This is a genomic window from Streptomyces sp. NPDC005423, from assembly GCF_040606415.1.
Classification (GTDB): domain Bacteria; phylum Actinomycetota; class Actinomycetes; order Streptomycetales; family Streptomycetaceae; genus Streptomyces.
Genome location: NZ_JBEXET010000018.1, coordinates 117,227 through 141,873, shown reverse-complemented (window position 1 = coordinate 141,873; position 24,647 = coordinate 117,227). Strand labels below are relative to the sequence as shown.

Genomic DNA, 24,647 nt, shown 5'->3' with positions numbered 1-24,647 from the left:
CAGCGGCATCGGGCTAGCCATCGCCAGGCGGTTCGCCGCGGAGGGGGCACGGGTGCAGACCGGCGCTTGACGACCGGGGCCGGTGCGGCCGGCCCCGCGTACAGGGCGCGGTGCGGACGGCCGCCGGGCCGCCCGCACCGGCCGTTGTCAGCCGATGGCCTTGTCGATCGCCTCGGTCGCGGCCTTCCAGGCGTCGGCGGGCTTGGTGCCCCGCTGCTCCATGTTGTTGATCTGGGTGGAGATGGTGTCCTTGATGGTCGCGTCCTTCGCACCGAGCACGGCCTCGGGGATGGACTTGGCCTCTTCGGCGTAGATCTGGCCGATCGGGGCGTCGTTGAAGTACGGCAGCGTCGCGTTCTTCACGCTGGCGAGTTCGTAGGCACCCTTGTTGGACGGGAAGACACCGATCGCCTTGAAGACGGCGGCCTGCTGCTCGGGCGCGGTCAGCCACTTGACGAGGTCGGTGGCCTCCTTGACGTGCTTGCCGCCCTTGGGCACGGAGAGGAAGGAACCGCCCCAGTTGGCCGCGGTGGTGCCGGGGGTGTGGCTGATGTCCCACTTGCCCTTGTAGGCGTCACCGGAGTTGGTGGAGATCTGGCCGGCCATCCACGCGGGGCAGGCCACGGTGGCGACGGTGCCCTTGCGCAGCGCCGCCGTCCAGGCGTCGGTGAACTGCGGCAGACCCTGCGTCAGCTTCTTCGACGCGGCCTCGGCGGCGAGGTTCCACCCCTTCTGCACGGCGGGGCTGTCCTTGTAGACAGCCTTGCCGGAGGCGTCGTAGTACTGCTGGGCGGAGGAGCTGACGACCGCGTTGTACATGGCGCTCGCGGAGTCCATGAAGTAGGTGCCCTTGGGGGCGTTCTTCGTGTACTTCTCGCCGAGCTTGAGGTAGTCCTCCCAGCCGCCGGCGACGGCCTTGGCAACGGCGGCGCGGTCGGTCGGCAGGCCCGCCTTCTGGAAGAGGTCCTTGCGGTAGCACAGGGACATCGGGCCGATGTCGGTACCGGCCCCGATGACCGAGCCGTCGGAGGCGGTGGCCTGCTTCTCCTTCCAGGAGACCCAGTCGTCCACGTTGATCGTCTTGCTCAGGTCGGCGAACTTGGCCGCCTGGGTGTCGACGACCTCCTTGATCCGGCCCACCTCGATGCCCGTGACGTCCGCCAGGCCACTGCCCGTGTTCAGCTGCTGAAGAAGCTTCGGGTAGTAGTCCTGCTCGTTAGCCGTGACCTCTTCCTTCACCGTGATCTTCGGGTGAAGCTTGTGGTACTGGGCGAACAGGCCGGCTTCCTTGTAGCCGAACTGACCGTAGTCGGCCACGTTGAGAGTGATGTTCCCGTTGGAGTCCGCGGCGTCCGAGCCGCTGTCGTCGCTGCTGCAGCCGGTCAGCAGCAAGGCGGAGGCCGTCAGTGCCGTCGTGGTCAGGACCGCTGCTCTGCGGCCGCGGCCGCCGCCGGTACGGGTGATGCGCATTCCACTACTCCTTGTTCCAGTGGGGAACGGGATCTCAGGAATCGGACCGCCGAGGTTCGACGATCCGGACCTGCCCTCTCGAATCGAGCAGCGGCCAGCCCACAGCACTGGGCGTGCGGTGAAAAGGTGCTGGTCAAAGGTGTGCCATGCGAGGTAGAGGGACGGGCCGTTGGTGGTTCTCTCCACACGGGAGGAAGCCCCCCGACGTTCCGTGGGACCGCTCCCACGCGGCATGCCGGAAGACTCCTTCGTGCCGGGCCGGGTGTCAAGACTTGAAAACGGCGTTGTTGCGCAAGCGTGTTCCGTACGTCACGGGAATGTGTCGCACCGCAAGCCGTCACCCGCCGGACACGAGCCCGCCGCACACAGGATTCACGCAGGTCATCGGGGGACCGGTCCGACAGCGGGGCGCCGACGACCGGTCACCCGGGCCGTCGGGCCGATTTCTGGGCCAGAATGAGGCGAGCCCCCCACTGACCGCCGGAAGGTGAACGATGAGCCCTGCCGAGCAGCCGCCCGGACGCCCGGAGGTGCGGCGCCCGACGCTCAACGCCGTCGCCGCCCTCGCCGGGGTCGGCCGCGGCACGGTCTCCCGGGTCGTCAACGGCTCCCCCAAGGTGAGCGACCGCACCCGGGCCGCCGTCGAGCGCGCGATCGCCGAACTCGGCTACGTCCCCAACCCCGCCGCCCGCTCCCTGGCCACCCGCCGTACCGACTCGATCGCCGTGGTCGTCCCCGAGGGCGAGGCCCGGCTCTTCTCCGAGCCGTACTTCTCGGGAATCATCCGCGGGGTCTCCGTCGCGCTCGCGGGCGCCGGGATGCAGTTGCTGCTGATCCTGGTGCCGGACGAGAAGGAGTACGCGCGGCTCGCCACGTACCTCTCCGCGCAGCGGGTGGACGGGGTGCTCATCCTCGCGGTGCACAGCGGCGACACGCTGCCCGACCGGCTCCACGAACTCGCCGTGCCTACCGTGCTCGCCGGCCGGCGCGGCGCCGGTGAACCGCTGGGACACGTCCGCGCGGACAACGGCGGCGGCGCGCGGAGCGCGGTCGAGCACCTGCTGGCGGGCGGCCGTCGCAGCATCGGCACCATCACCGGCCCGCTGGACATGGAGGCGGCGCAGGCCCGGCTCGACGGGTACCGCGAGGCGCTGGAGAGCGTCGGCATGACCGTCGACGAAGAACTGATCGCGTACGGCGACTTCCGGGAGGAGGGCGGTCGCGCGGCGATGCGGGAGCTGCTGCGCCGCCGCCCCGGTCTCGACGCCGTCTTCGCCGCCTCCGACGTGATGGCGTCGGGCGCGGTGCTGGAGCTGCGGGCGTCGGGCCGGCGGGTGCCCGAGGACGTCGCCGTGATCGGCTTCGACGACTCGATCGTGGCCCGGCACACCGACCCCCCGCTGACCAGCGTGCGGCAGCCGCTGGAGGAGATGGGGCGCACGATGGCGGATCTGCTGCTGGAGGAGATCGGGCGGCGCGGGGGCGGGGAGGGCCGGCACCGGGAAGTGGTGCTGCCCACGGAGCTGGTGGTGCGCGAGTCGGCCTGAGAGGGGGCCGGTGGGAGGGGATCACGGGCCGGGCCCGCCTACGCCTTTTGCCATGGGAGCGCTCCCATGCATAATGGGCGCCACCCGACCCATGGGAGCGATTCCATGCCCGATCCGACGACCGTGACCTTTCCCCCGGCCTTCCTCTGGGGCGCCGCGACCTCCGCGTACCAGATCGAGGGCGCGGTGCGGGAGGGCGGCCGCACCCCCTCGATCTGGGACACCTTCAGCCACACCCCGGGCCGTACGGCCGACGGAGACCACGGCGATCTCGCCGTCGACCACTACCACCGCTACCGCGAGGACGTCGCGCTCATCGCGGAGCTGGGGCTGACGGCGTACCGCTTCTCCGTCTCCTGGCCGCGGGTGCAGCCGACCGGGCGGGGGCCGGCCGTCCAGGCGGGCCTGGACTTCTACCGCCGCCTGGTGGACGAGCTGCTGGCGAACGGCATCAGGCCCGCCCTCACCCTGTACCACTGGGACCTGCCGCAGGAGCTGGAGGACGCGGGCGGCTGGCCGGAGCGCGACACGGCGTACCGCTTCGCCGAGTACGCCCACCTCGTGGGCGAGGCACTCGGCGACCGGGTGGAGCAGTGGACCACCCTCAACGAGCCCTGGTGCAGCGCCTTTCTGGGGTACGCCTCCGGGGTGCACGCCCCCGGCCGCACCGACCCGGCGGCGAGCCTGCGCGCCGCCCACCATCTCAACCTGGGCCACGGACTGGCCACTTCGGCGCTGCGCTCCGTCCTCCCGCCGCACACCTCGGTCGCGGTGAGCCTCAACTCCGCGGTGGTCAGGCCCGCTTCGGACTGCGCGGCGGACCTGGCGGCGGCCCGGAAGATCGACGACCTGGCCAACGGCGTCTTCCACGGCCCGATCCTGCACGGCGCGTACCCCGAGACGCTGTTCGCCGCGACCTCGACGGTCACCGACTGGTCCTGCGTCCGCGACGGCGACCTCGCCCTCATCCAACAACCGCTGGACGCGCTGGGGTTGAACTACTACACCCCCGCCCTGGTGGAGGCGGCCGGCCCGGCCCCGTCCGGTCCGCGCGCCGACGGGCACGGCGTCAGCGCCCACTCCCCGTGGCCGGGCGCGGACGACGTGGCGTTCCTCCAGTCGCCCGGCGACCGCACGGAGATGGGCTGGACGATCGACCCGAGCGGCCTGTACGACCTGCTCACCCGGTACGCCGGAGAGGCCCCCGGCCTCCCGCTGTACGTCACGGAGAACGGCGCCGCCTACGACGACAAGCCCGACTCCGAGGGCTACGTCCACGACCCGGAGCGCATCGCCTACCTCCACGGCCATCTGGCGGCCGTACGGCGGGCGATGGCGGACGGGGCCGATGTGCGGGGCTACTACCTGTGGTCCCTGATGGACAACTTCGAGTGGGCGTACGGGTACGGGAAGCGGTTCGGCGCGGTCTACGTGGACTACGCGACGCTGGCCCGGACGCCGAAGTCGAGCGCGCGGTGGTACGGGCGCGCGGCGCGGACGGGGTCGCTGCCGACGCCGGAGGCGGACTGACGAACGTGGGCCCCGCCGGTCGGCGGGGTCCGAGAGCGGGAAGCCGCCGCCGGTCAGTGGGGACCGACCGGCGACGGTGACCGAAGACCGGGGCACGGCATGCTGTGGGGGTGTGTCGTGCCCCGGCGCCTTTGTGGGTGCGGGGGAGTCGACGCCGGCGGTGTCGACTCCCCCGCGCTCAGCCCTACTTGAAGGCGGCGAACGCCTTCGCGAAGGCGAACGCGTCCTGGGTGATCGAGCTGCAGGTCGCGTCGGCGGTCGGCTTGGTGCCGCCGGCGCACTGCTTGTCACGGGCCGCGGACCACATCGAGAGGCCGCCCAGACCCTGCGACTTGGCGAAGTTCGCCAGCTGGGTGGCGTCGTCGACCTTGAAGGTCTCCGAGGAGACGTCGTTGACGCCGATCATCGGGGTGACCGCGACGGCCTTCCAGGCCGCGCTGTCGGAGAGGCCGAGCACGCTCTTGACCTGGGCCTGGGTGGCGGTCGCCGCCTGGACGGCGTAGTCGCCCATGTCGCCGCTGTACGCCGGGCCGTAGTCCATGGCCATGATGTTGACCGTGCCGATCTTGACGCCGTTGGCCTTGGCGTTGGACAGCAGGTTCACCCCGTCCTGGGTCAGGCCCTCGGGCATCACCGGGAGGGTGAAGGAGACGTCCAGGCTCGGGTGCTGCTGCTGGAGCTTGGCGATCGCCTGCGCGCGGATGGTGTTGGCCGCCGTGTTGGGCAGCGCGCCGCCCTCGACGTCGAAGTCGACCTTGGTGAGGTTGTAGGCGTCCACCGCCTTGCCGTACGCCGTCGCCAGGGCGCTCGCCGAGCCGCAGGTCGTCGCCAGTTCGGACCCGGAGGCGCCGCCGAAGGAGACCCGCACATCGCCGCCCTTGGCGCGCAGCGCGCCGATCTGGGAGGCCACGCCGTCGCTCGCGAGGTCGGTGACTCCGCCCCACTTCGGGGTGCAGCCGCCGCCGTCGGTGACGAAGGCGAGGTTGTAGGTCTTCACGCCGGTGGCGTTGACGGCGGCGAGCAGGTCGTAGGCCGGGTAGAGGGAGGTGTCGACGTACGGGGCGAAGCCGGCGGCGGCGGTCGTCCCGCTGCCGGTGGTCTGGGTGGGGGCCGCGGTGGCGGTCGCCGTCTGGGTGGCGGTCGCGGTCCGGGTCGGGGTGGCCGTCTTCGTGGGGGCGGAGGTCGGGGCCGACGTCGGGGCCGTGGTGGCGGTCGCGGTGGGGCGGCCGGTCGGCTCGGGGGTCGCGCCGTCGTCCGCGGAGCACTTGGCGTTGTCGATGAGACAACCGGTCGGGTTTCCCTGGCCGTTGACGACGAAGCCGACGGTGACCGACTTGTCGGGGGCCAGGCCTTCCGTCTCCCACTTGGCCGGCTTCACGGTGACGTGCTGACCGCTCACGCTCGACTCGGCGTTCCACAGCGAACTGAGCTTCGCACCGGCCGGCAGGTCGAACTCCAGCGTCCAGTCCTTCTCGGTCGCGCCGCTGGTGTTGGTGACGACGTACTGCGCGGTGTACCCCGTCGACCAGTCGCTGGTCTTCGTGTACGCGGCACCGACCGCCGCCGCCTGCGCGGTGCCGGTGAGCAGGATCGCGCCACCGCCCACGACGGCGGCGGCGACGATGCCTCCTATCGCCTTGTTCCTGCCGCTGACCTTGTGCCGGTGCGTGCTCATCGTGGTGCCTGCCTTCGCCGATCACGGGGGGGTGCGGCAGAACGCTACCGATGCGGAACCGGGCAAATCGCTTGTTCCAGGCGTGGGTTGAGGATCTTAGGGTGCGCTTAAGGATGGGATGGGGAGCGGTTAAAGGTGGAGACCGACGGGGGTGCCGGTGAGGGCGGGGCGGGCTCGGACGCGTCCGCCGGGAGGGACTAGCGGACTCCCGCCGGGGCGCGTCTGCGGCGCCGTACCGAGCCGCGGTGGCCGCGTCGCACCGGCTCCCGGCCGTCCAGTTGGATCCAGATCCGGACCTCCGTGCCGCCGAGGACCGACGAGCCGATCCGCACGTCGCCGCCGGTCGACTCGGCGAGCCGGCGCACGATGTCCAGTCCGAGCCCGGTCGAGCCGTCGTGGCCCGAGCCGCGCCCGCGGGCCATGGCGGCGGCCGGGTCCTGGATGCCGGGGCCCGCGTCGGAGACGAGCACGATCACCGCGTCCTCGGCGTTGTGCACGTCGACCGCGAAGGCCGTGCCCTCGGGCGTGTGGCGGAAGACGTTGCCCAGCAGGGCGTCCAGCGCCGCCACCAGGTCCGCCCGGGCGACGGGTATGCGCACCGGGCGGTCCGCCCCGGCGACCCGCACCTTGCGGCCCTCGTCCTCGGCGAGCGCCGACCAGAAACCCATCCGGTCGCGCACCACCTCGGCCGCGTCGCACCCGGCGCCCGGCCCGGGGGCGGCCGTCTGCGGCTTGGCCTCGCGGGCCGTCTTGATGATCGTGTCGACCTCCCGCTCCAGTTGCGCGACGGCGGCCCGCGTCTGCTCGGCGGCCGGACCCTCGCCGAGCGAGGCCGCGTTGAGCCGCAGCACGGTCAGCGGGGTCCGCAGCCGGTGCGACAGGTCGGCCGCCAACTCCCGCTCGTTGGCCAGCAGTTGTACGACCTGATCGGCCATGGAGTTGAACGCCGCTGCGGCCAGCCGCAGTTCGGTCGGCCCCTCCTCCGGCACCCGGGAGCCCAGCTTCCCCTCCCCCAGTTCCCGCGCGCCCTGGACCAGTCGCTGCGCGGGCTGCACCATCCGTACGCCCAGCCGGTCGGCGACCGCGACCGAGCCGACGATCAGCGCGATCCCGACACCGGCCAGCACCGCCCACGCCGTGCCGATGCCGTTGCTGACCTCCGCCTCCGGGACGAACACCTCGACGACGGCGATCTGACCGGAGCTCAGCGCGACCGGCTGGAGCAGGGTGGAGCCGCCGGCCACCTCTGTGGTGGAGGCGCGGCCCAGCCCGCGCACGGTCGCGATGTCCTTGACGGCGGCGCGCCGGCGGCCGATGTCGACGGCCGTCGCGCCGTCGCCCGCCGGTATGTGCACGGCCATCCCGGTGTCGGAACCGGCCGAGGCGACGACCTTCTCCAGTTCGCCGCGGTCGGTGGTGATGGAGAGGGCGGGGGCGACGGCGGCGGCCTCCCGCTCGGCGTTGGAGAAGGCACGGTCGCGGGCCATCTCCTTGATGACGAGCCCGAGCGGGACCGCGAAGGCGACGACGACCATCGCCGCGATCGCCAGACAGACCCGGACCAGCGCCCACCTCATCGGGCCGGCTCCGCTCCGGGCGGCTCCAGCTTCACGCCGACGCCGCGCAGGGTGTGCAGATAGCGGGGCCGGGCCGCCGTCTCGCCCAACTTCCGGCGCAGCCACGACAGATGGACGTCGATCGTCTGGTCGTCGCCGTAGGACTGCTGCCACACCTCGGCCAGCAGCTCTCTGCGCGGGACGACGACGCCGGGGCGGCCGGCCAGGAAGGCGAGCAGGTCGAACTCGCGCCGGGTGAGGTCGAGCCGGACGCCGTCCAGCTCGGCCTGGCGGCGCATCGGGTCGACGGTCAGGCCGCCGACGCGGAGGACCGTGGACGGCGGGGCCTCCCCGGCGCCGGCACGGGAGCGCCGCAGGACGGCGGCCATGCGGGCCGAGAGGTGGTCGATCGAGAACGGCTTGGTGAGGTAGTCGTCGGCGCCCGCGTTGAGCAACCGGACGATCTCCGCCTCGTCGTCACGGGCGGTGGCGATGATGACCGGCACGTCGGTGATGCCGCGCAGCATCTTCAGGGCCTCGGAGCCGTCGAGATCGGGCAGTCCGAGGTCCAGGATGACCACGTCGAAACGGAAATGGGCGACCTCGCGCAGCGCCTCCAGGGCGGTGCCGACACTGCGCACGGTGTGTGCGGCATCGGTCAACTGCCGGATGAGGGCGGAGCGTACGAACTGGTCGTCCTCGACCACGAGCACACTTGCCATGCGCCGCACCGTACGCCATGCCACGGATCCGCATCGGAGCCTGTGGACAACTCCGTTGTGTGGACAACCACCGGTACGGGTGAGGCAGTATGGCTCGCGATGCTCAGAGGACTCGTACACGTACTGGCTTGGTCGCTCGCCACGGGCGCGGCGGTCACGCTGTCGTGGTGGGGTGTCCACACGGTGATGACCGGCACGGCCTACGACCCGCCGCGTGCCCTGCCCATCACGGCGGGCGGGGCGACCACGCAGGCATCGAAGCCGCTGGTGCCGGCGACGAGCCGGCCGGACGCCTCGCCGACGCCCAGCCGCTCCCCGAAACGTGCTTCGACGCCTACGCCGGCCCCCAGCCCGACGCCCACCGCCTCGCGGACCACCGCCGCCGGCGCCGGCCCGAGCCCGTCCCCCACCGCCTCCGGCGAGATCAAGACCTACGACACCGCGGGCGGGCGGGTGGTCTTCGAGTTCGACCTCGACCCGGCCTACGCGTCGCTGGTGTCGGCGACACCGGGCACCGGCTGGTCGATGCAGGTGTGGAAGACGGACTCGTGGATCCGGGTGGAGTTCACGTCGGGGACGGACAAGGTGTCGGTGATCTGCACCTGGCACGACGGGGCGCCCCGGGTGGACGTGGGCAACTACTGAGCCCCTGGCGCCAGTTGGGCGGTTCAGCGGAAGACGGACGGTGGGGGCGCCGGGGAGGCGACGGCCGCCGCGTCCGTCACGGGCACCGCGCCGCCGGTGAAGTCGGCCAGTTCCCGGCCGTGTTGGACCCGGCCCGGGTGCGGGTCGGTGGCGGCCCGCCGGGTGAGGTCGGCGAAGGGGAACGGGCGGTCGCAGGCGACGAGGACCGCGTTGCCGAACCGTTTGCCGCGCAGCACGGTGGGGTCGGCGACCAGCGCGAGTTCCGCGAACCGGGCGCCCGCCGTGGCGATCTGGCCGCGCAGATGGGCCAGCGGGGGGCCGTCGGCGAGGTTCGCGGCGTAGACACCGCCGGGTACCAGCGTCCGGCGTACCTCGTCGAGGAACTCGGTCGAGGTCAGGTGGGCGGGCGTCCTGGCCCCGCTGAACACGTCGGCGATGACCAGGTCCGCCCAGCCGTCGGGCACCTTGGCCAGTCCGTCCCGGGCGTCCGCCGACCGCACCCTGATCCGGGCATTGGGGTCCAACGGCAGTTCCCTGCGTACCAGTTGGACCAGGGCCGCGTCCCGCTCCACGACCTGCTGGGTGGACCGGGGCCGGGTGGCGGCCACGTAGCGGGCGAGCGTGAGGGCGCCGCCGCCGAGGTGCACGGCCCGGATCGGTCTGCCGGGCGGGGCGACGAGGTCGATGACGTGCCCGAGGCGCCGCTGGTACTCGAAGGAGAGGTACGCCGGATCGGCGAGGTCCACGTGCGACTGCGGGGCCCCGTCGATCAGCAGTGTCCAGGCCCGTGCGCGGTCCCGGTCGGGTATCAGCTCGGCGAGCCCCCCGTCGACGGCCTCCACGACCGTCCCGGCCGCCGCCGCGCCGCGCCGGGTGTTCCTGGACTTTCCCATGGGCTCATTATCGGCGGGGCGGCCGGGACGTGCGCGGGAGGGGCGGACGGGCAGCCCCGCGCGGATCGGCTGCGCGCGGCCGATGTGCGGTCGACTCAGTGCGGATCGGCTCCGGCTGCGCGGGCGGTCAGCGGCAGTTGTCCGCCGCCTCGATGAGACGGGCCGCCTCGCCGAGGGCCGCGCGGAGGACGGCCGGGTCGGTCGCCAGGTCCGCCTCGCCGGGGGGCAGCAGCCAGTCGGAGCCCTCGACGGGCGGCTCGGCGGGCAGGCGCGGGCCCACGCCGTCGGTCTCCGTACAGGTGCTGCCCGGCACGTCCCAGGCGGCGGCGGTGCCCGGCGGGACGACGAAGCCCAGGGTGTCACCGCCGTCGTCGTGCAGCACGGGGCCCACCCCCTCCGCGGCTCCGCGCCGGAGGATGTCCACCGCCTCAAGACCCTGCCGGGTCGGTACCGTCACCAGGTCACAGGCGGAATCCCCGCAGGTACGCGGAGTCACGCTCTGGCTGGTCTCCATCCCGGTCTCCACCACGGAACCCTCCTCTGACGAGCGGGTCGGGAGTTCGGGGGCTCCCGGTCCACGGGGTACAACGCGGCGGGACGTCAGCGGCTACGGCACAAGTCAGCCGACAAGGATGGCAGTTCATGGCGGATCCGGGATGAGATATCCGGTTTGTAGCCAAACCCCGCGTGGCGGACCGTGCACAACAGGTACGTTCTTGCCCGCCGGAAACAGGGTCTCACAGGGATAACTCATCCCGAATCCGGCATGGTTCGACGGTTCGCACGAGAGGACCGGCCATGGCGTCGTCCAGGGTGCCCCCACCCCCGTCCCCCCTTCCACCCCGACCCAACCTCGCCTTCCGGAGACTGCGCGGGCCGCGCTCGCCGGCGGAGTTCGCCGCGGCGGTACGGCGGTCCGCCCGCGAGATCGGCGAGCGGGTCAGCTGTGACGCCCGTTACGTGGGCCGGGTCGAGGCGGGCGAGATCCGTTGCCCCAACTACGCGTACGAACGGGTGTTTCTGCACATGTTCCCCGGCCGCACGCTCACCGACCTCGGCTTCGCGCCCCGCTCGTCCGTACGCGGACGCGGAGCGCGGGCCGCCGGGGACACGCCCCTCGCACACCTGACAAGCCCGGCGCGCAACCCGATTGAGACGCAGGAGGCGTGCGAGCCGTATGACACGCAGGACCCGTACGACACGCATGAGCACCACGAGAACCGCGAGGAGAGCGACGTGCTGCGTCGCGTATTCATGAGGAGCGGCACCGTCACGGTGGCCGCCGGCAGCCTGGCCCCCCAGGGGTTCCCCATCGGCGCCATGACCGCCGGCCGCCCGGCCCGCCGCCCCGGGGCGAGCGAGGCGGGCGCCGTGGAGGAGGCCGTCCGCAGAATCCGGCTGCTCGACGACCGGCACGGCGCCGACGGCCTCTACCGGCGCGCGGCCGCCCCGCTGCGCACCGCCTACGCCCTGCTCGACGCCGGCGTCACCCGGCAGTCGATCGCCGACCGGCTCCACTCCGGCGCCGGTGAACTCGCCATCTCCGTCGGCTGGTTGGCGCACGACTCGGGCCGCTTCGACGACGCGCGCTCGCACTACGCGGAGGCGCTGGCGACCGCCCGGACGACGGGGGACGACGCCTTGGAGGCACACGCCTTCTGCAACGCGGCGTTCCTCGCCCGGGACGCGGGACGCCCGCGAGAGGCGGTCCGCGCCGCCCAGGCCGCGCAACGCGCCGCCCGGCCCCTGGGCTCCGCCCGCCTGATGTCGCTGCTCGCGCTGCGCGAGGCCGGCGGCTGGGCGGGACTCGCCGACCGGGCCGGCTGCGAACAGGCCCTGGTCCGCGCACAGGTCCTCTACGAGCGAGGCCCCTCGGACGCCGACCCCGAGTGGATGAGCTTCTACGGAGAGGCCGAACTGGAGGGCCTGGAGGCGCAGTGCTGGTCGGCCCTGGGCGACTGGCCGCGCGCGGCACGCCACGCCCGCCGTGCGGCGCGGCTCCAGGACCCGCACTTCACCCGGAACATCGCCCTCTACACGGCGGAACTCGCCGACGACCTCGCCCGGGGCGGCCACCCCGACGAGGCGGCGGCGGCCGGCGTGCGGGTGCTGGAACTGCTGGACCAGGTCCAGTCGTCCCGTATCCGGACGATGCTGGCCGGCACCGCCCGGGTGCTGCTGCCGCACCGCAGGGCGGCGGAGGTCTCCGCCTTCCTGGAACGGCATGCGAGCCTGCCGCGAACGGCGGCCTAGCATCGGCCGGTTCGCCGGGCCGGGGTCGAACGGCGGCCCGGCGTCGACCGGTTCGCCCGGCCGGGGTCAGACGGTCAGGTGTCCGAGGTCGTTCCAGCTCTCGATCGCGGGGTCGCCGTAGGCCCAGCCCAGGACCGACAGGGAGGTCGGGTTGAGCCGTATCCGGGCCGCGAAGTCGATCGGCAGGCCCAGCCAGCGGGCCCCGATCGACCGCAGGATGTGGCCGTGCGCGAAGACCAGCACGTCCCGGTCGGCGGACCGCGCCCAGGTGACGACCTCGTCCGCGCGGGCGGTCACCTCGGCGAGACTCTCGCCCCCGGGGACCCCGTCCCGCCAGATCAGCCACCCGGGGCGGACGTCCTGGATCTCCTCCGGGGTCATGCCCTCGTAGGCGCCGTAGTCCCACTCCATGAGGGTGTCCCAGTCGGCGGCCCGCTCGCCGAACCCGGCGAGTTCGCAGGTCTCCCGCGCGCGTGCCAGCGGGCTGGTGCGCACCTCGGCCCCGGTGAGCCCGTCGAAGGGGGACCGCTGGAGCCGCTCGCCGAGCACCTCGGCGCCCCGCCGGCCCTCCTCCAGGAGCGGCACATCGGTCCTGCCGGTGTGCTTGCCCGACAGCGACCACGCCGTCTGTCCGTGCCGGGCCAACAGGATGCGCGGTGCCATGAGGGACCTTTCCGGGAGCGAGGGGCAGAAGGGACACGCGGTCCGCCCCCATCATCGCGCACCCTTCGGGCGCGCAACCCGGCGGGCGATCTCCGCGTCTTCGAGGTCCAGGGGCGGTCGGAGGGGACGGCCCGCGCACGCCGTAAAGTGGCTCGCCCGGATCACCGGGCCGGAGCACCAGGACAGAAGGGGGAGGGCGATCGGATGGCGCAGACCGAGACACCGGGCACCGAGGCGGCCCGACGAGCCCGGCTGCGCTGGTGGACCGAGCTGCCGCTGATCCTGCTGGTGTACGCCTGCTACTCGGCGGGCCGGCTGCTCGCCCGGGGCGACACCTCGGGCGCCGTCGACCACGGTCTGACGATCCTGCGCCTCGAGAAGACGCTGCACATCAACGCCGAGCACCCGCTCAACCGGCTGTTCACCCGGGAGTCGTGGCTGGGGATACCGGCCGACTTCTGGTACGCGTCACTGCACTACCTGATCACGCCCGCGATCCTGATCTGGCTGTTCCGGTCCCGCGCCGTCCACTACCGGGCGGCCCGCACCTGGCTGATGACCTCCACGTTCATCGGCCTGGTCGGCTTCACCCTGCTCCCGACCTGTCCGCCCCGGCTGCTGCCCGGGGGGCACGGCTTCGTGGACACGATGGCCCAGTACAGCGCGTACGGCTGGTGGGCCGGCGACGCGAGCGCGCCGCGCGGTATGGGCGGGATGACGAACCAGTACGCGGCCATGCCGAGTCTGCACGTGGGCTGGGCGCTGTGGTGCGGGGTCATGCTGTGGCGGCACGGCGGGACGCGGCTGTCGAGAGCCGCCGGTGTCGCCTATCCGCTGCTGACCACGCTCGTGGTGATGGGCACCGCGAACCACTACCTCCTCGACGCGGTCGCCGGGGCGGCCGTGATGGGGGTCGGACTGCTGCTCGGGCCGCGCCTGTCGCGGGTCACGGGCCGGATCGGAGCGCGGTTCGGAGCGCGCGGCTCGCTGGTCGCGGCCGGCTCCCGCGGCACCGTCGTCGGTGCTCCGGGGAGCACCGTGGGAGCCGCCTCTCGGGGCACCGGGATCTCGATTGTCAGTGGCGGATGCCAGACTTCCGCGGGTGAGCGAATTCCACGGCAGCGCGAGTCGCAGCTCGGTACCGGAGCAGAACCGGACGCCTCCCCCTCGGACACGGGGGACGGCGCTCCGGCAGCGGCTCACTGAGCTGCGCGGCCCCGACGTACCGGCCAAGGCGCTGGACGCGCGTGCCCTCGCGGCGCTCGCCGCCAACCCGGGCTGCAAGCGGCGCGCGATCCTCGACGGCGCCGGGGTGAACAAGGCGGCGCTGGCCGACGCGCTCGGTTCTCCCGCCCAGTCGGGCCAGTCCCAGTTCGCCTTCATGCGGGGCAACGCCTTCGAGGCCCGGGTCAAGGCGGACGGCGGCGCCGAACTGCTGCGCCTGGTGCGGGAGAAGCTCGACCCGGGCGCCGAGCCGCCGGGCCACGCGCACGTGCCCGAGCTGCGGGCGACCGGCCCCGAGGGGCGGGCCGCCCGTACGGCGCTCGCCCTGCGCGAGGCGGTCGCCACCGGCGGCTGGACGCTGCTGGACCATCCGATGCTCGCGCTCGACGTGGCGGGTTCGCCCGCGTTCCTGGAGCCGGACGCGGTCGTGGTGCACCCGGACGGCAGCTGGACGGTGGTGGAGATCAAGTCCTTCCCGATGCTGGACGGTTCGGCCGACCCGGCGAAGGTGGGCGCCGCCGCCCGGCAGTCGGCGGTCTACGTGCTGGCCCTGGAGGAGGTCGCCGCCCGGCTCGACCCCGCTCCCCGGGTCCGGCACCGCATCCTCCTGGTCTGCCCGAAGGACTTCTCCAACCTGCCCACCGCGTCCGCCGTCGACGTGCGCAAACAGCGCGCGGTCACCGGGCGCCAACTGGCCCGACTCACCCGCATCGAGGAGATCGCCGACGCGCTGCCGGAGGGCACCTGTTTCGCCCCCGACCGGCCGGCCACCGAACTGACGGCGGCCGTCGAGTCGGTGCCCGCCGCCTACGCGCCGGAGTGCCTGGCCGCGTGCGAGCTGGCCTTCCACTGCCGCGAGCGTGCGCGGGCGTCCGGCGCGGTGACCGCCCTGGGCCGCTCGCTCCGCGCCGAACTGGGCGGTCTGACCTCGGTCGACGACGTCCTGGCGGCGGCCGGCGGCACGGCCGGCGATCCGGCCGACCCGGCGGTCGCCGCGCTGCGCAGAGCCGCCGAGCTGCGCGCGGAGGCCCTGGCGCACGGTCACGAGACCCTCCGTCACCGCCAGGAGAGCCTGCCGGACCGGGAGCGCGAGGGGGCCGTATGTCGCTGATCACCACGCTCGCCCGGCTGGAGGCCGTCAGCACCGGCCGCGCCCGGCCGACCGCCACCGTCCGGCACCGGCATCTCTCCGAGCGCCCGCTCGTCCTGGTGCCGCTGACCACCGCCGGTGAGGCGGGCGCCCCGCTCGGCGCGCTGGTCGGCACGGACCGGGACGCGCCGCGCCTGCTGATCGTGGCGCAGCCGCGCGACCGCGAGCTGAGGTTCGCGTTCCTCGCCGAGCTGGCCGATGTGGTCCTCCCCCACATCGACGGACACGCCGCCGGAGTCGAGGCCGCCGAGCGCACCGAGACCGACCCGGAGACCGGCAAGCGCGTCAAGGTCGAGGTCGAACTGTGCGCGGACGCACCGCAGTTGATCGTGCCGAGCCGCGCGGGCATCGAACTCGTCCGGCTGCTGGGGCGCTCGACGCGCTTTCGCCGTACGGCCGAGCAGGACCCGGAGACCCCGTACCCGGCCCCGCCGAGGGTGCCGCTGCTGGGGCGGTGGCTGACGCACTTCGGGGAGCGGGCCCGGGTGCCCGGCTCGGCGCTGCTGCTCGCCCTGACGGACGTACTGTCCCGGCACTGGGCGACCGGCCAGTCCAGTCTGGAGGACTTGCATCTGGGCGCGCTGCTCGCCTGGATCGACCCTCCGGAGGGCGTCTCGGGGGCCGACGCGGCGCTCGACGCCGAGCTGCGGCGGGACACGGACGGCCAGTTGCTGTGCCCTCCGGCGGGCCCGGCCACCGACCCGGCGTTCGACAACGGGCTGCTGGCCCCGGCCATCGAGCGCTACGACCGGGCGCGCACCGGCCTGGCCGCCGCCGAGGACGGCTTGGAGGCCGACGACCGGCTCGGTGAAGTCACCGCCGCCGAGCGGGAGATCAAGGCTCTGGTGGCCGGTCTGACCCGTCCCACCTGGGACGCGGTGTGGCGCGGGCTCGATCTGCTGCGGGCGCTGCCCGAGGGGGCGCACGTCGCGGAGCGGTGGACCCGCGACCGCTGGTCGTTCACCGGCCAGCGCGACCGCATCGTGGCGGGCGAGCCGCCGCAGCCGCGCCGCGACGACGCGGTGACGGCGGCCGGCAAGCTGGCCACGCGCGAGCGGGAACAGGCCCGGCTGGAGGCGCAGGAGGCGCTGGACGACCCGCTGGTGATGGCGGGGCGGCGGCTGGCCGGTGAGGCGTTCGCCGGGGAGGTCACGGACGTCGTCATGGCGTACAGCGAGGGCAGGCGGCCCAGTCCGCGCCCGCTGGTCACCGTACGGACGGAGGACCGGCCGCAGCTCGGGGAGCGGGCCAAGGTGTTCCGCTCGCTCGGCGGGAAGCCGCAGTCGGCGGAGTTCGTGGGCTACGAGGAGGAGGGGGCCCTCGTCGTGCTGCGGGTGGTCGACAAGATGGGCCGGGGCAAGGAGCCGGAGACCGGGTCGGTGCCGGAGAGGGGGGACCGGGTCTGTTTCACGCTCTTCGAGCACGAGCAGCGCGGCGGCGCCAAACTGCCCGACCCGGAGGAGACTCCGTGGACGCACGGGGGGCCGCCGGGCGAGGAGGCCGTCCCGGAGCCGGCCGACCCGGTGACCGAGGAGGACGTGCTGTGACCGCGGACACCGTTTTCGACCCCGGGGCGGCGGCCGGCCGTGCCACCGACGCGATTCTCCGCGACACGCTGCACGGCACCCACCGCGGTGTCGTCGTGGACTCGCCGCCGGGTGCGGGGAAGTCCACGCTCGTGGTCCGCGCGGCGCTCGAACTCGCGGACGCGGGGCGCCCGTTGATGGTGGTGGCGCAGACCAACGCACAGGTCGACGACCTGGTCACCCGGCTCGCCGAGAAGAACGGCGAGCTGCCCGTGGGCCGGCTGCACAGCAGTGACGCGGACCCGTACGACAAGGCGCTGGACGAACTGCCGAACGTACGGAAGTCGGCGAAGGCGGCCGAGCTGGCCGGGCTGCCCGTGGTGATCTCCACCGCCGCGAAGTGGGCGCACGTGAAGGTGGACGAGCCGTGGCGGCACGCGATCGTCGACGAGGCGTACCAGATGCGCTCGGACGCGCTGCTCGCCGTGGCCGGGCTGTTCGAGCGGGCGCTCTTCGTGGGTGACCCCGGTCAGCTGGACCCGTTCGCGATCGTCGGCTCGGAGCAGTGGGCGGGCCTGTCCTACGACCCGTCGGCGTCGGCGGTGACGACGTTGCTCGCGCACAACCCCGAGCTGCCGCAGCACCGCCTGCCGGTGTCGTGGCGGCTCCCCGCGTCGGCCGCTCCCCTGGTGTCGGCCGCCTTCTACCCGTTCACCCGCTTCCGCAGCGGCACGGACCACGGCGACCGGCGGCTCGGCTTCGGCGTCCCGTCGGACGGGTCGGGCCCGGACCGGGTGATCGACGAGGCCGCCGAGTCGGGCTGGGGCCTGCTGGAGCTGCCCGCGCGCCACACCCCGCGGACGGACCCGGAGGCGGTCCGCGCCGTGGCGACGGTCGTCCGCCGGCTCCTGGACCGGGGCGGCGCGGCCACGTCGGAGCGCTCGCCGGAGCCGACGGCGCTGACCGCGGACCGGATCGCCGTGGGCACCGCGCACCGGGACCAGGCTGCCACCGTCCGCGCCGCGCTCGCCGAGCTGGGTGTCACCGACGTGACGGTGGACACGGCGAACCGGCTCCAGGGCCGCGAGTTCGACGTCACGGTGGTGCTGCACCCGCTCTCCGGCCGCCCGGACGCCACCGCCTTCCATCTGGAGACGGGCCGCCTCTGCGTCCTCGCCTCCCGTCACCGCCACGCGTGCATCGTCATCTGCCGGGCGGGCGTGGTGGACCTGCTGGACGACCATCCCTCGACGGAACCGGTGCAGCTGGGCGTGACGGTGAAGTTCCCGGACGGCTGGGAGGCCCACCACGCGGTCCTGGCACACCTGTCCGAACACCGTGTCCCGTACCACCCGTGACGGGCCACCTGGCACACCCGGCGTGCTCCGTCCGGGCCTGGTGAGCGGGGCGGCCGGGGCGGGTGCGGCGGTCGGGAACATTCGGCCGCCCCGGGGACTTGAGGGGCCGGGAGGGGCCTCTCCGGTTGGTCTCTTGCGTGCTGGGGAGACAATGGACGGTGGTCCGGCCCGTGAGGCGGGCCGGACCTGACGTACGAGGAGGAGAACACATGGCGGAGCCCACGCCGCGTCGCAACGAACCGCGGCTACGCCCCGCGCCCCTGCTCTTCGAGCCCGCGCAGGCGGCCGAGGACCCGGAGCACTTCTTCGACCTGGAGTCGCTCGACGACCCCCGCGCGCTGCTGGCCCGCGCCACGGAGCTGTCGCACGCGTTCCGGGCCGCCGCGGACCGCGCGGTGGAGTACCAGGCGATGGCGGCGGCTCAGCTCGCCGATCCGCGCCGGTTCGACCGGCTGACCCCCGCCGACATCGCGGCGCGGGCCGAGTGGACCGAGGACTACGCCAAGAAGATGGTCGAGTTCGGACGGGACCTGCTGCGCGGCGTCGAGGGCAGCGGCCCCGCCGACCTGGTCTGAGCCGCCGTAGCGGCCTCGCCGACGGCATGCGGCGGCCGGCCCATGGCGGGCGGGGAAGATACCCCATCCGGCTCCCGATCGTCCCGGTTTTCCGCGACTCTCCGGGACGGGACGCTCACCACCGGTACATCTGAATGCCATGAGCAGCACACAGGACGAGCCCTTCCGCGACCGCTTCGGCAGCTCGGGCGTCACCTCGGACGGTGCCGCCTGGCTCGCCTCGGCGGGAACGTATCCCCGCAGCACGCTCGCCCTCTGGGAGGAGCGGCCGGACGCCCCGGTGGTCCTGCCCTGCGGCTCCGTCTTCGACGTCGTCAGCGCGCCGGCGGTCTTCGGCCGCCGGATGCTCGACCGGTTGTGGGACGAGGGCCCCGGCTCCGGCCCGGTCGCCACCCACCGCGGCCGGATGCTGCTGTTCACGGCGGCGGGCACGGCCCAGCGGCTGCCCTCACTGCTGGGCTGGGAGGAGTGGGGCTCCCCCGCCGGGGAGGGCCGTACGGGCGCGATCCCGCCGCTGCTCTGCCACGGCAGGGGCGACGCGGTGACCGTTCCGGCCCTGGTGGGCGCCGCCTCCCCCACCCCGTGCGACTCCCGCTGGCTGGTCGCCCCGGACATCCGTCACCCGTGGCTGCCGGGCGCCGAGATCCTGCTCTGGGCGGCCGTACGCGTGGCCCGGGCGGCCGTACGGATATCGATTTTTCCTCCCCCCGACCAGGATGCTAAGGTCTACGACGTCAGCAGGCGCCGCTAGCTCAGTTGGTTAGAGCAGCTGACTCTTAATCAGCGGGTCCGGGGTTCGAGTCCCTGGCGGCGCACTAGCGATTAGGTCGCTGACCTGGGCGTCCTCGGAACACCGAGGGCGCCTTTCGCATGCCGCGCCAGAGCATCAGCTGGCGGGCCAGCCGCAGTTCCGCCTCCGTGAGCGGTACGTCGGGCCGCAGGCGTTCCGGGTGGCCGGGCGGCGGGCCGCTCGGGGTCACGTAGGGCCTGCTGAAGGCGCCCAGGATGTCGTCGATCCAGCGCCGGGCGTGCCACGCCCACCCGTCCCACCACCTGGTTCCCGGCACGACCGTCGCCTCCGCCCCACGCCGCTGTCCGGCCCAGGATGCGGTGCCCCGCCCGCGTATGACCTGAGCACGGCAAGCGCGGCGCCTCAGCCCTGCACCCCCGGCGTGATCACCACCGTCCAGCCGCCGGACGCGGTCCGGCCGTCCACCTGCACCCGTACCTTCTCGCCGGGCACGGTGAAGCTCTCGCCCACCCCGACCGGCGCGTCGGCGAGCGGCGGGTAGACCGACTCCTCCCAGCAGGCCTCCGTTCGGGGATGGGCGTCGACCACCTCGATCGGGCCGCCGCCGGACTCCGTGTCGCCGCGGACCCGGTAGACGAGCACCCCCTGGCGGCAGGCGGCCGTGTCGTTTCCGACGGGGCTGCGCACCTCGAAGGCGAGCACGCTGTCGCCGCCGGTGCGCACCACGGCCAGTTTGGTGCCGTGCCCCAGCCCGAAGGCCGGCGCTCCCGCCGCTCCGGCGCCCGCCGTGGGGCCCGCTCCCAGCGGTTCCATCGTGAGCCGGGTCGGGCCGGCTCCCCGTACACAGGCGATCTGCCGGCGGTCGAGCCAGCCCAGTTTCCACTTTTGCCAGCCGAACAGGTCCGGCGCCAGGGCGAATTGACTGCCCATCAGGTCCCAGTCGCCGACGTAGGTGTCCCAGTCGCCCTTGCCGTCCACCGGCCGGTGGTAGAGGTCGGGCAGGTCGAAGACGTGTCCCGTCTCGTGGGCGAGGACGAGCCGGTCCGGCGGATGCTTCTCGAAGACCGTGACGACCCGGCGGATCTCCGTGCCGTCGGCCCGCAGCGGAGTGTCCAGGTTGACGACCTTCGTCGCGTCCGAGTCGACACCGGGCGCGTCCGGATCGGCGACGAAGTAGACGATGTCGTAGCGCGAGAAGTCCACCTCGCGGTCCGCCGCGGTGAGGGCGTCCTGGAGGTAGGCGGCCCGGTGCACGGGGCTCCAGTCCCGCCGTATGGCGTACGACGTCGACGCGCGCGGCATCTTGATCCAGTGCCGCAGCGGATGCGGGCGCAGGCTGAACCTGCCGTAGGAGGCGCGCTCGTAGAAACGGCTGGTGGCCGGGAAGTGGTCGGCCGTCAGCTCGGCGGGCGTGGCGCGCGGGGCGGAGTCCGGGAAGGAGAGGAAGACCATCACGGCGTCGAGCGGCCGGGTCGGGCGCGGATAGGCGGCGTCCCAGGTGTCCACGCCCTCCGAGTGGTGGGCGGCGGTGCGGGTCAGGGCGCAGGGTGCCGTCGAGAAGGGTTCCGCGACCGACGGGCCGGAGAGGATCGAAGTGGCGGCCAGTGCGGACATGGTGGTCAACACGGCCGCCGTGGCGCGCAGTCGGGTCCGCGTTTCCCTCGGGGTGAGTCCCCTGAGCGCATCACGGGAAAGCCCCATGAGGGGAAGCGGACGCGGCACAAGGACCTCCGGGTGCGGTTTCGCGGAACCCTTCTAGACGGCACCCAGCCTGTGCGAGTTTGAGGAGGTACGCCCTGTTTGTCTGCACCAGAAGGGTGAGGGAGCCGAGCCGGACGACCGGTACGCGCACCCACCGGCACCCCAAAACGCTCACGGAACGTCACATGTGGTCGGTGGGTCGAAGAACCCGTCCAGGCGCGGGCAGAAACGATCTGCCGGAAACGGCCTCGTGTCCGGGACACTGGACAGTGACTGGAAGGCCCCGGGGCCAACCTCTATGATCGGCAGACTTTCGGCCATCCCGACGAGACCCATCCGAAGATCGACTGCACTGCGGGAGCGAGCGGTGAGCGGAACGTCCGAAGGGCCGGCGCCCACGGCAGACCTCATCCGGCCGGCCGTCACAGACAGTAGCGACGAGACCCTGTCTCGTGCTCCACACATCCCACCCGTGCCGCCCGTCCCGGCCGGCCCCCGCGACCAGCCCGCCGCCGGGGACGGACGGCTCGGATCGGCCTTCCGGGCCGCCCCCCTCGCGATGGCGGTCCTCGACCGCGAGGGCCTGATCGTCAGCGCCAACGACACCTTCGCGGCCCTCCTCGGCCTCGGCGCCCGTCCCGCGGCCGGCCGCGCCGCCGCCGATCTGGTCGATCTGAGGTCGGACCCCCGCACCTGGCACGCCTACCAGGAGGTACTGGGCGGCCGGCCGGAGGAGCTGCGCTGCACCCGCCGGGTCCGGCACCCCGACGGCCGCTCGCTCTGGGCGCAGATCACCGTGGCTCCGCTGCCCACCGCCGAGCACGGGGTGCTGCTCTCCCTCAACGACATCAGCGCCGGCCATGAACTCCAGGAGCGGCTACGGCACTTGGAGATGCACGACCCGGTGACCCGGCTGCCCAACCGCACGCTGTTCTTCGAGCGGCTGTCGGCCGCGCTGGAGACGGAGACGTACGAACTGGGCGGGACCGGGCGGATCGGCCTGTGCTATCTGGATCTGGACGGCTTCAAGGCGGTCAACGACACGCTCGGCCACCGGGTCGGCGACGGTCTGCTCGCCGGGGTGGCGGAGCGGCTGACCCGGTGCGCGGACGAGGCGGGCCGGACCCGGGCGAGTGCGCCGCTGGTGGCCCGGCTCGGGGGCGACGAGTTCGCGCTGCTGGTCGAGGACTCCACGGGCACCGAACAACTCGCCGATCTGGCCGAGTCGGTACTGAAGGCGGTCCAGGCCCCCTTCGACCTGTCGGGCCGGCGGGTGTCGGTCTCGGCGTCGATCGGCGTGGTCGAGCGGCACGCCTCCGGCACCACGGCGACCGGTCTGATGCAGGCCGCCGACACGACCCTGTACTGGGCGAAGGCGGACGGCAAGTCCCGCTGGACGCTCTTCGACCCGGAGCGCAACGCCCACCGGATGACCCGGCAGGCGCTCGCCTCCACCCTCCGGCCGGCCATCGAGCGGGGTGAATTCATCCTGGAATACCAGCCGTTGGTGGCGATGGAGGAGGGCGGCCGGCTGCGTGGTGTCGAGGCGCTGGTGCGCTGGGACCACCCGCAGTTCGGCCTGCTGACGCCGAATCGGTTCATCGGGCTGGCCGAGGAGGACGGTTCGATCGTGCCGCTGGGCCGCTGGGTGCTGGCCACCGCCTGCCGCCAGGCCCGCCGTTGGCAGCTCGACCATCCGGGCGAGCCGCCGATCTTCGTCAGCGTCAACGTGGCGGTGCGCCAGGTCTGGGACTCCGACCTGGTCGCGGACGTGGCCGAGATCCTGGCCGAGACCCAACTCGCCCCGGAGCTACTTCAGTTGGAGCTGACGGAGTCGGCGGTGATGGGCTCGGCCGGCCGGCCCCTCCAGACGCTCCAGGCGCTCAGCGAGATGGGTGTCCTCATCGCGATCGACGACTTCGGTACCGGCTACTCCAACCTCGCCTATCTGAGCCGGCTGCCGGTCTCGGTGCTGAAGCTCGACGGCTCCTTCGTACGGGGTTTCCAGTACGAGGGCGAGGGCGTCGCGCCGAACCCGGCGGACGAGGTCATCGTCGAGGCGATGATCCAACTCGCCCACCGGCTGGGCCTGTCCGTCACCGCCGAGTGCGTCGAGACCTCCGCCCAGGCGACCCGGCTGCGCCGTATCGGCTGCGACACCGGGCAGGGGTGGCTGTACTCCCGCCCGGTGACGCCGGAGCGTATCGACGAACTGCTGGGGACGAACTCCTGCCGTCAGAGCTGAGGCGCTCCGGTGGACGACGGCAACCCGTAGGCGTCCGCGATCAGTTGGTAGGAGCGCAGGCGCAGGCCGCCGTCGTGGGCGTGCGAGGTGATCATCAACTCGTCGGCGCCGGTGCGCTTCTGGAGGTCGTCGAGGCCGGAGCGCACCTCGTCGGGGGTGCCGTGGATGACGTTGGCGTTCCAGGAGGTGACGAACTCCCGCTCCATGGGGCTGAATTCGTAGGCCTCCGCCTCCTCGGGGGTGGGCACGAGTCCGGGGCGGCCGGTACGCAGGCGGACCATGTTGAGGGCGGCGGCCAGCACCTGCCGGCGGGCCTCCCGCTCGTCCTCGGTGGCGAGGGCGGAGACACCGATCAGGGCGTAGGGCTCGGCGAGTTCGGCGCTCGGCCGGAACGACTGGCGGTAGAGGTCGAGCGCGGGGATCGTGTTCTGCGCCGAGAAGTGGTGGGCGAAGGCGAAGGGCAGCCCGAGGGTGCCGGCGAGGCGGGCGCTGAAGCCGGAGGAGCCGAGCAGCCAGACCGGCGGCCGGTGCGCGGACTGGACACCGCCGGGCGAGGTGGCCTGGACCGGACCGGGTACGGCGTGGATACGGCCGTAAGGGTGGCCGTCGGGGAAGTCGTCGTCCAGGAAGCGGACCAGTTCGGCCAGTTGCTCGGGGAAGTCGTCGGCGCCCTCGTTGAGCCGGTCGGTGCGGCGCAGGGCCGCCGCGGTGGCGCCGTCGGTGCCGGGGGCACGGCCGAGGCCGAGGTCGACGCGGCCCGGGGCGAGCGCCTCCAGGGTGCCGAACTGCTCGGCGATGACGAGCGGCGCGTGGTTCGGGAGCATCACACCGCCGGAGCCGAGGCGGATGCGCTCGGTGTGGGCGGCGAGGTGGGCCAGGATCACGGCGGGGGAGGAGGAGGCGACGCCGGGCATCGAGTGGTGTTCGGCGACCCAGTAGCGGTGGAAGCCGCGCGCCTCGGCGAGCCGGGAGAGCTCCACGCTGGTACGGAGCGCGTCGGTGGCGGTGCGGCCCGCGCCGACGGTCACCAGGTCCAGTACGGAGAGGGGGACCGGGGCGGTGCCCTCTGCCCTGCCTCGGATCTCGTCTGCCGTCACGGGGATGCCTCCTGTTGGGGTACGTCGTCGGGTCCGCAGCAAGACAACAGGAGGCTGTCTCCGGTT

General features: G+C 73.2%; 21 protein-coding genes and 1 tRNA gene. 12 read left to right on the top strand and 10 right to left on the bottom strand.

Translation table 11 applies throughout. The features are described 5' to 3' along the window. Positions 1 to 147 precede the first annotated feature (147 nt). Positions 148 to 1,470: an extracellular solute-binding protein gene (locus tag ABZT12_RS20730; protein WP_356386287.1), complete on the bottom strand. Its 1,323-nt coding sequence runs from the start codon at positions 1,468 to 1,470 to the stop codon at positions 148 to 150. Between the two features lie 494 nt (positions 1,471 to 1,964). On the opposite strand from ABZT12_RS20730, the gene ABZT12_RS20725 reads away from it, so the two are divergent. After that, complete coding sequence (locus tag ABZT12_RS20725) at positions 1,965 to 3,017, top strand: LacI family DNA-binding transcriptional regulator (RefSeq protein ID WP_356386284.1); 1,053 nt, start codon at positions 1,965 to 1,967, stop codon at positions 3,015 to 3,017. Positions 3,018 to 3,122: 105 nt separating this feature from the next. After that, the gene (locus ABZT12_RS20720) at positions 3,123 to 4,547 is read left to right on the top strand and encodes a GH1 family beta-glucosidase (protein WP_356386281.1); all 1,425 of its coding nucleotides are present in this window, start codon (positions 3,123 to 3,125) and stop codon (positions 4,545 to 4,547) included. A gap of 184 nt (positions 4,548 to 4,731) precedes the next feature. Here ABZT12_RS20720 and ABZT12_RS20715 read toward each other — a convergent pair whose 3' ends face one another. The 3 genes from ABZT12_RS20715 to ABZT12_RS20705 form a co-directional block, all read right to left on the bottom strand. Further along, entirely contained in the window at positions 4,732 to 6,222 is a 1,491-nt protein-coding gene (locus tag ABZT12_RS20715) for a cellulose binding domain-containing protein (RefSeq protein ID WP_356386278.1), read from the bottom strand. 197 nt (positions 6,223 to 6,419) lie between these two features. After that, a complete protein-coding gene (locus ABZT12_RS20710; protein ID WP_356386275.1) occupies positions 6,420 to 7,799 on the bottom strand; it encodes a HAMP domain-containing sensor histidine kinase in 1,380 nt (459 codons plus the stop codon). Beyond that, the gene (locus tag ABZT12_RS20705) at positions 7,796 to 8,500 is read right to left on the bottom strand and encodes a response regulator transcription factor (protein WP_356386272.1); all 705 of its coding nucleotides are present in this window, start codon (positions 8,498 to 8,500) and stop codon (positions 7,796 to 7,798) included. Before ABZT12_RS20705 ends, ABZT12_RS20710 begins: the two co-directional genes overlap by 4 nt. A 99-nt stretch (positions 8,501 to 8,599) precedes the next feature. On the opposite strand from ABZT12_RS20705, the gene ABZT12_RS20700 reads away from it, so the two are divergent. Further along, positions 8,600 to 9,145 (top strand): hypothetical protein, encoded by a 546-nt coding sequence (locus ABZT12_RS20700; RefSeq protein ID WP_356386269.1) that lies wholly within the window; start codon positions 8,600 to 8,602, stop codon positions 9,143 to 9,145. Positions 9,146 to 9,168: 23 nt separating this feature from the next. Here the strand turns inward: ABZT12_RS20700 and ABZT12_RS20695 are convergent, their stop codons facing one another. Next, a complete protein-coding gene (locus ABZT12_RS20695; RefSeq protein ID WP_356386266.1) occupies positions 9,169 to 10,038 on the bottom strand; it encodes a fused MFS/spermidine synthase in 870 nt (289 codons plus the stop codon). A 127-nt stretch (positions 10,039 to 10,165) separates the two neighbouring features. Beyond that, a complete protein-coding gene (locus ABZT12_RS20690) occupies positions 10,166 to 10,552 on the bottom strand; it encodes a hypothetical protein (RefSeq protein WP_356386305.1) in 387 nt (128 codons plus the stop codon). Between the two features lie 284 nt (positions 10,553 to 10,836). Between ABZT12_RS20690 and ABZT12_RS20685 the strand changes: the two genes are divergently transcribed. Next, positions 10,837 to 12,291: a hypothetical protein gene (locus ABZT12_RS20685; protein ID WP_356386264.1), complete on the top strand. Its 1,455-nt coding sequence runs from the start codon at positions 10,837 to 10,839 to the stop codon at positions 12,289 to 12,291. 66 nt (positions 12,292 to 12,357) lie between these two features. Here the strand turns inward: ABZT12_RS20685 and ABZT12_RS20680 are convergent, their stop codons facing one another. After that, positions 12,358 to 12,954, bottom strand: coding sequence for a histidine phosphatase family protein (locus ABZT12_RS20680; RefSeq protein WP_356386261.1), 597 nt, complete (start codon positions 12,952 to 12,954; stop codon positions 12,358 to 12,360). 204 nt (positions 12,955 to 13,158) lie between these two features. On the opposite strand from ABZT12_RS20680, the gene ABZT12_RS20675 reads away from it, so the two are divergent. The 7 genes from ABZT12_RS20675 to ABZT12_RS20645 all read left to right on the top strand — a co-directional run bounded on the left by ABZT12_RS20675 (position 13,159) and on the right by ABZT12_RS20645 (position 19,602). Next, on the top strand, positions 13,159 to 14,160 hold the full coding sequence (locus ABZT12_RS20675; protein ID WP_356386258.1) for a phosphatase PAP2 family protein: 1,002 nt from the start codon (positions 13,159 to 13,161) through the stop codon (positions 14,158 to 14,160). A 1-nt stretch (position 14,161) separates the two neighbouring features. Then, positions 14,162 to 15,289 (top strand): hypothetical protein, encoded by a 1,128-nt coding sequence (locus ABZT12_RS20670; RefSeq protein ID WP_356386302.1) that lies wholly within the window; start codon positions 14,162 to 14,164, stop codon positions 15,287 to 15,289. Then, positions 15,280 to 16,875 (top strand): hypothetical protein, encoded by a 1,596-nt coding sequence (locus tag ABZT12_RS20665; protein WP_356386255.1) that lies wholly within the window; start codon positions 15,280 to 15,282, stop codon positions 16,873 to 16,875. Before ABZT12_RS20670 ends, ABZT12_RS20665 begins: the two co-directional genes overlap by 10 nt. Further along, positions 16,872 to 18,212, top strand: a complete 1,341-nt coding sequence (locus ABZT12_RS20660) for an AAA domain-containing protein (RefSeq protein WP_356386252.1) — start codon at positions 16,872 to 16,874, stop codon at positions 18,210 to 18,212. Before ABZT12_RS20665 ends, ABZT12_RS20660 begins: the two co-directional genes overlap by 4 nt. A gap of 209 nt (positions 18,213 to 18,421) precedes the next feature. Beyond that, positions 18,422 to 18,787, top strand: coding sequence for a hypothetical protein (locus tag ABZT12_RS20655; RefSeq protein ID WP_356386249.1), 366 nt, complete (start codon positions 18,422 to 18,424; stop codon positions 18,785 to 18,787). A gap of 139 nt (positions 18,788 to 18,926) precedes the next feature. After that, entirely contained in the window at positions 18,927 to 19,538 is a 612-nt protein-coding gene (locus ABZT12_RS20650; protein WP_356386246.1) for a bifunctional DNA primase/polymerase, read from the top strand. Then, a tRNA-Lys gene (locus ABZT12_RS20645) sits at positions 19,529 to 19,602 on the top strand. Before ABZT12_RS20650 ends, ABZT12_RS20645 begins: the two co-directional genes overlap by 10 nt. Here ABZT12_RS20645 and ABZT12_RS20640 read toward each other — a convergent pair. After that, positions 19,603 to 19,854, bottom strand: a complete 252-nt coding sequence (locus ABZT12_RS20640; RefSeq protein WP_356386244.1) for a DUF6059 family protein — start codon at positions 19,852 to 19,854, stop codon at positions 19,603 to 19,605. It abuts the tRNA gene before it with no gap. Between the two features lie 86 nt (positions 19,855 to 19,940). Next, on the bottom strand, positions 19,941 to 21,239 hold the full coding sequence (locus ABZT12_RS20635; protein ID WP_356386241.1) for a M6 family metalloprotease domain-containing protein: 1,299 nt from the start codon (positions 21,237 to 21,239) through the stop codon (positions 19,941 to 19,943). 367 nt (positions 21,240 to 21,606) lie between these two features. On the opposite strand from ABZT12_RS20635, the gene ABZT12_RS20630 reads away from it, so the two are divergent. Further along, on the top strand, positions 21,607 to 23,484 hold the full coding sequence (locus ABZT12_RS20630) for an EAL domain-containing protein (protein WP_356386238.1): 1,878 nt from the start codon (positions 21,607 to 21,609) through the stop codon (positions 23,482 to 23,484). Here the strand turns inward: ABZT12_RS20630 and ABZT12_RS20625 are convergent. Next, positions 23,475 to 24,581 (bottom strand): LLM class flavin-dependent oxidoreductase, encoded by a 1,107-nt coding sequence (locus tag ABZT12_RS20625; protein ID WP_356386235.1) that lies wholly within the window; start codon positions 24,579 to 24,581, stop codon positions 23,475 to 23,477. The genes ABZT12_RS20630 and ABZT12_RS20625 overlap by 10 nt on opposite strands. Positions 24,582 to 24,647 lie beyond the last annotated feature (66 nt).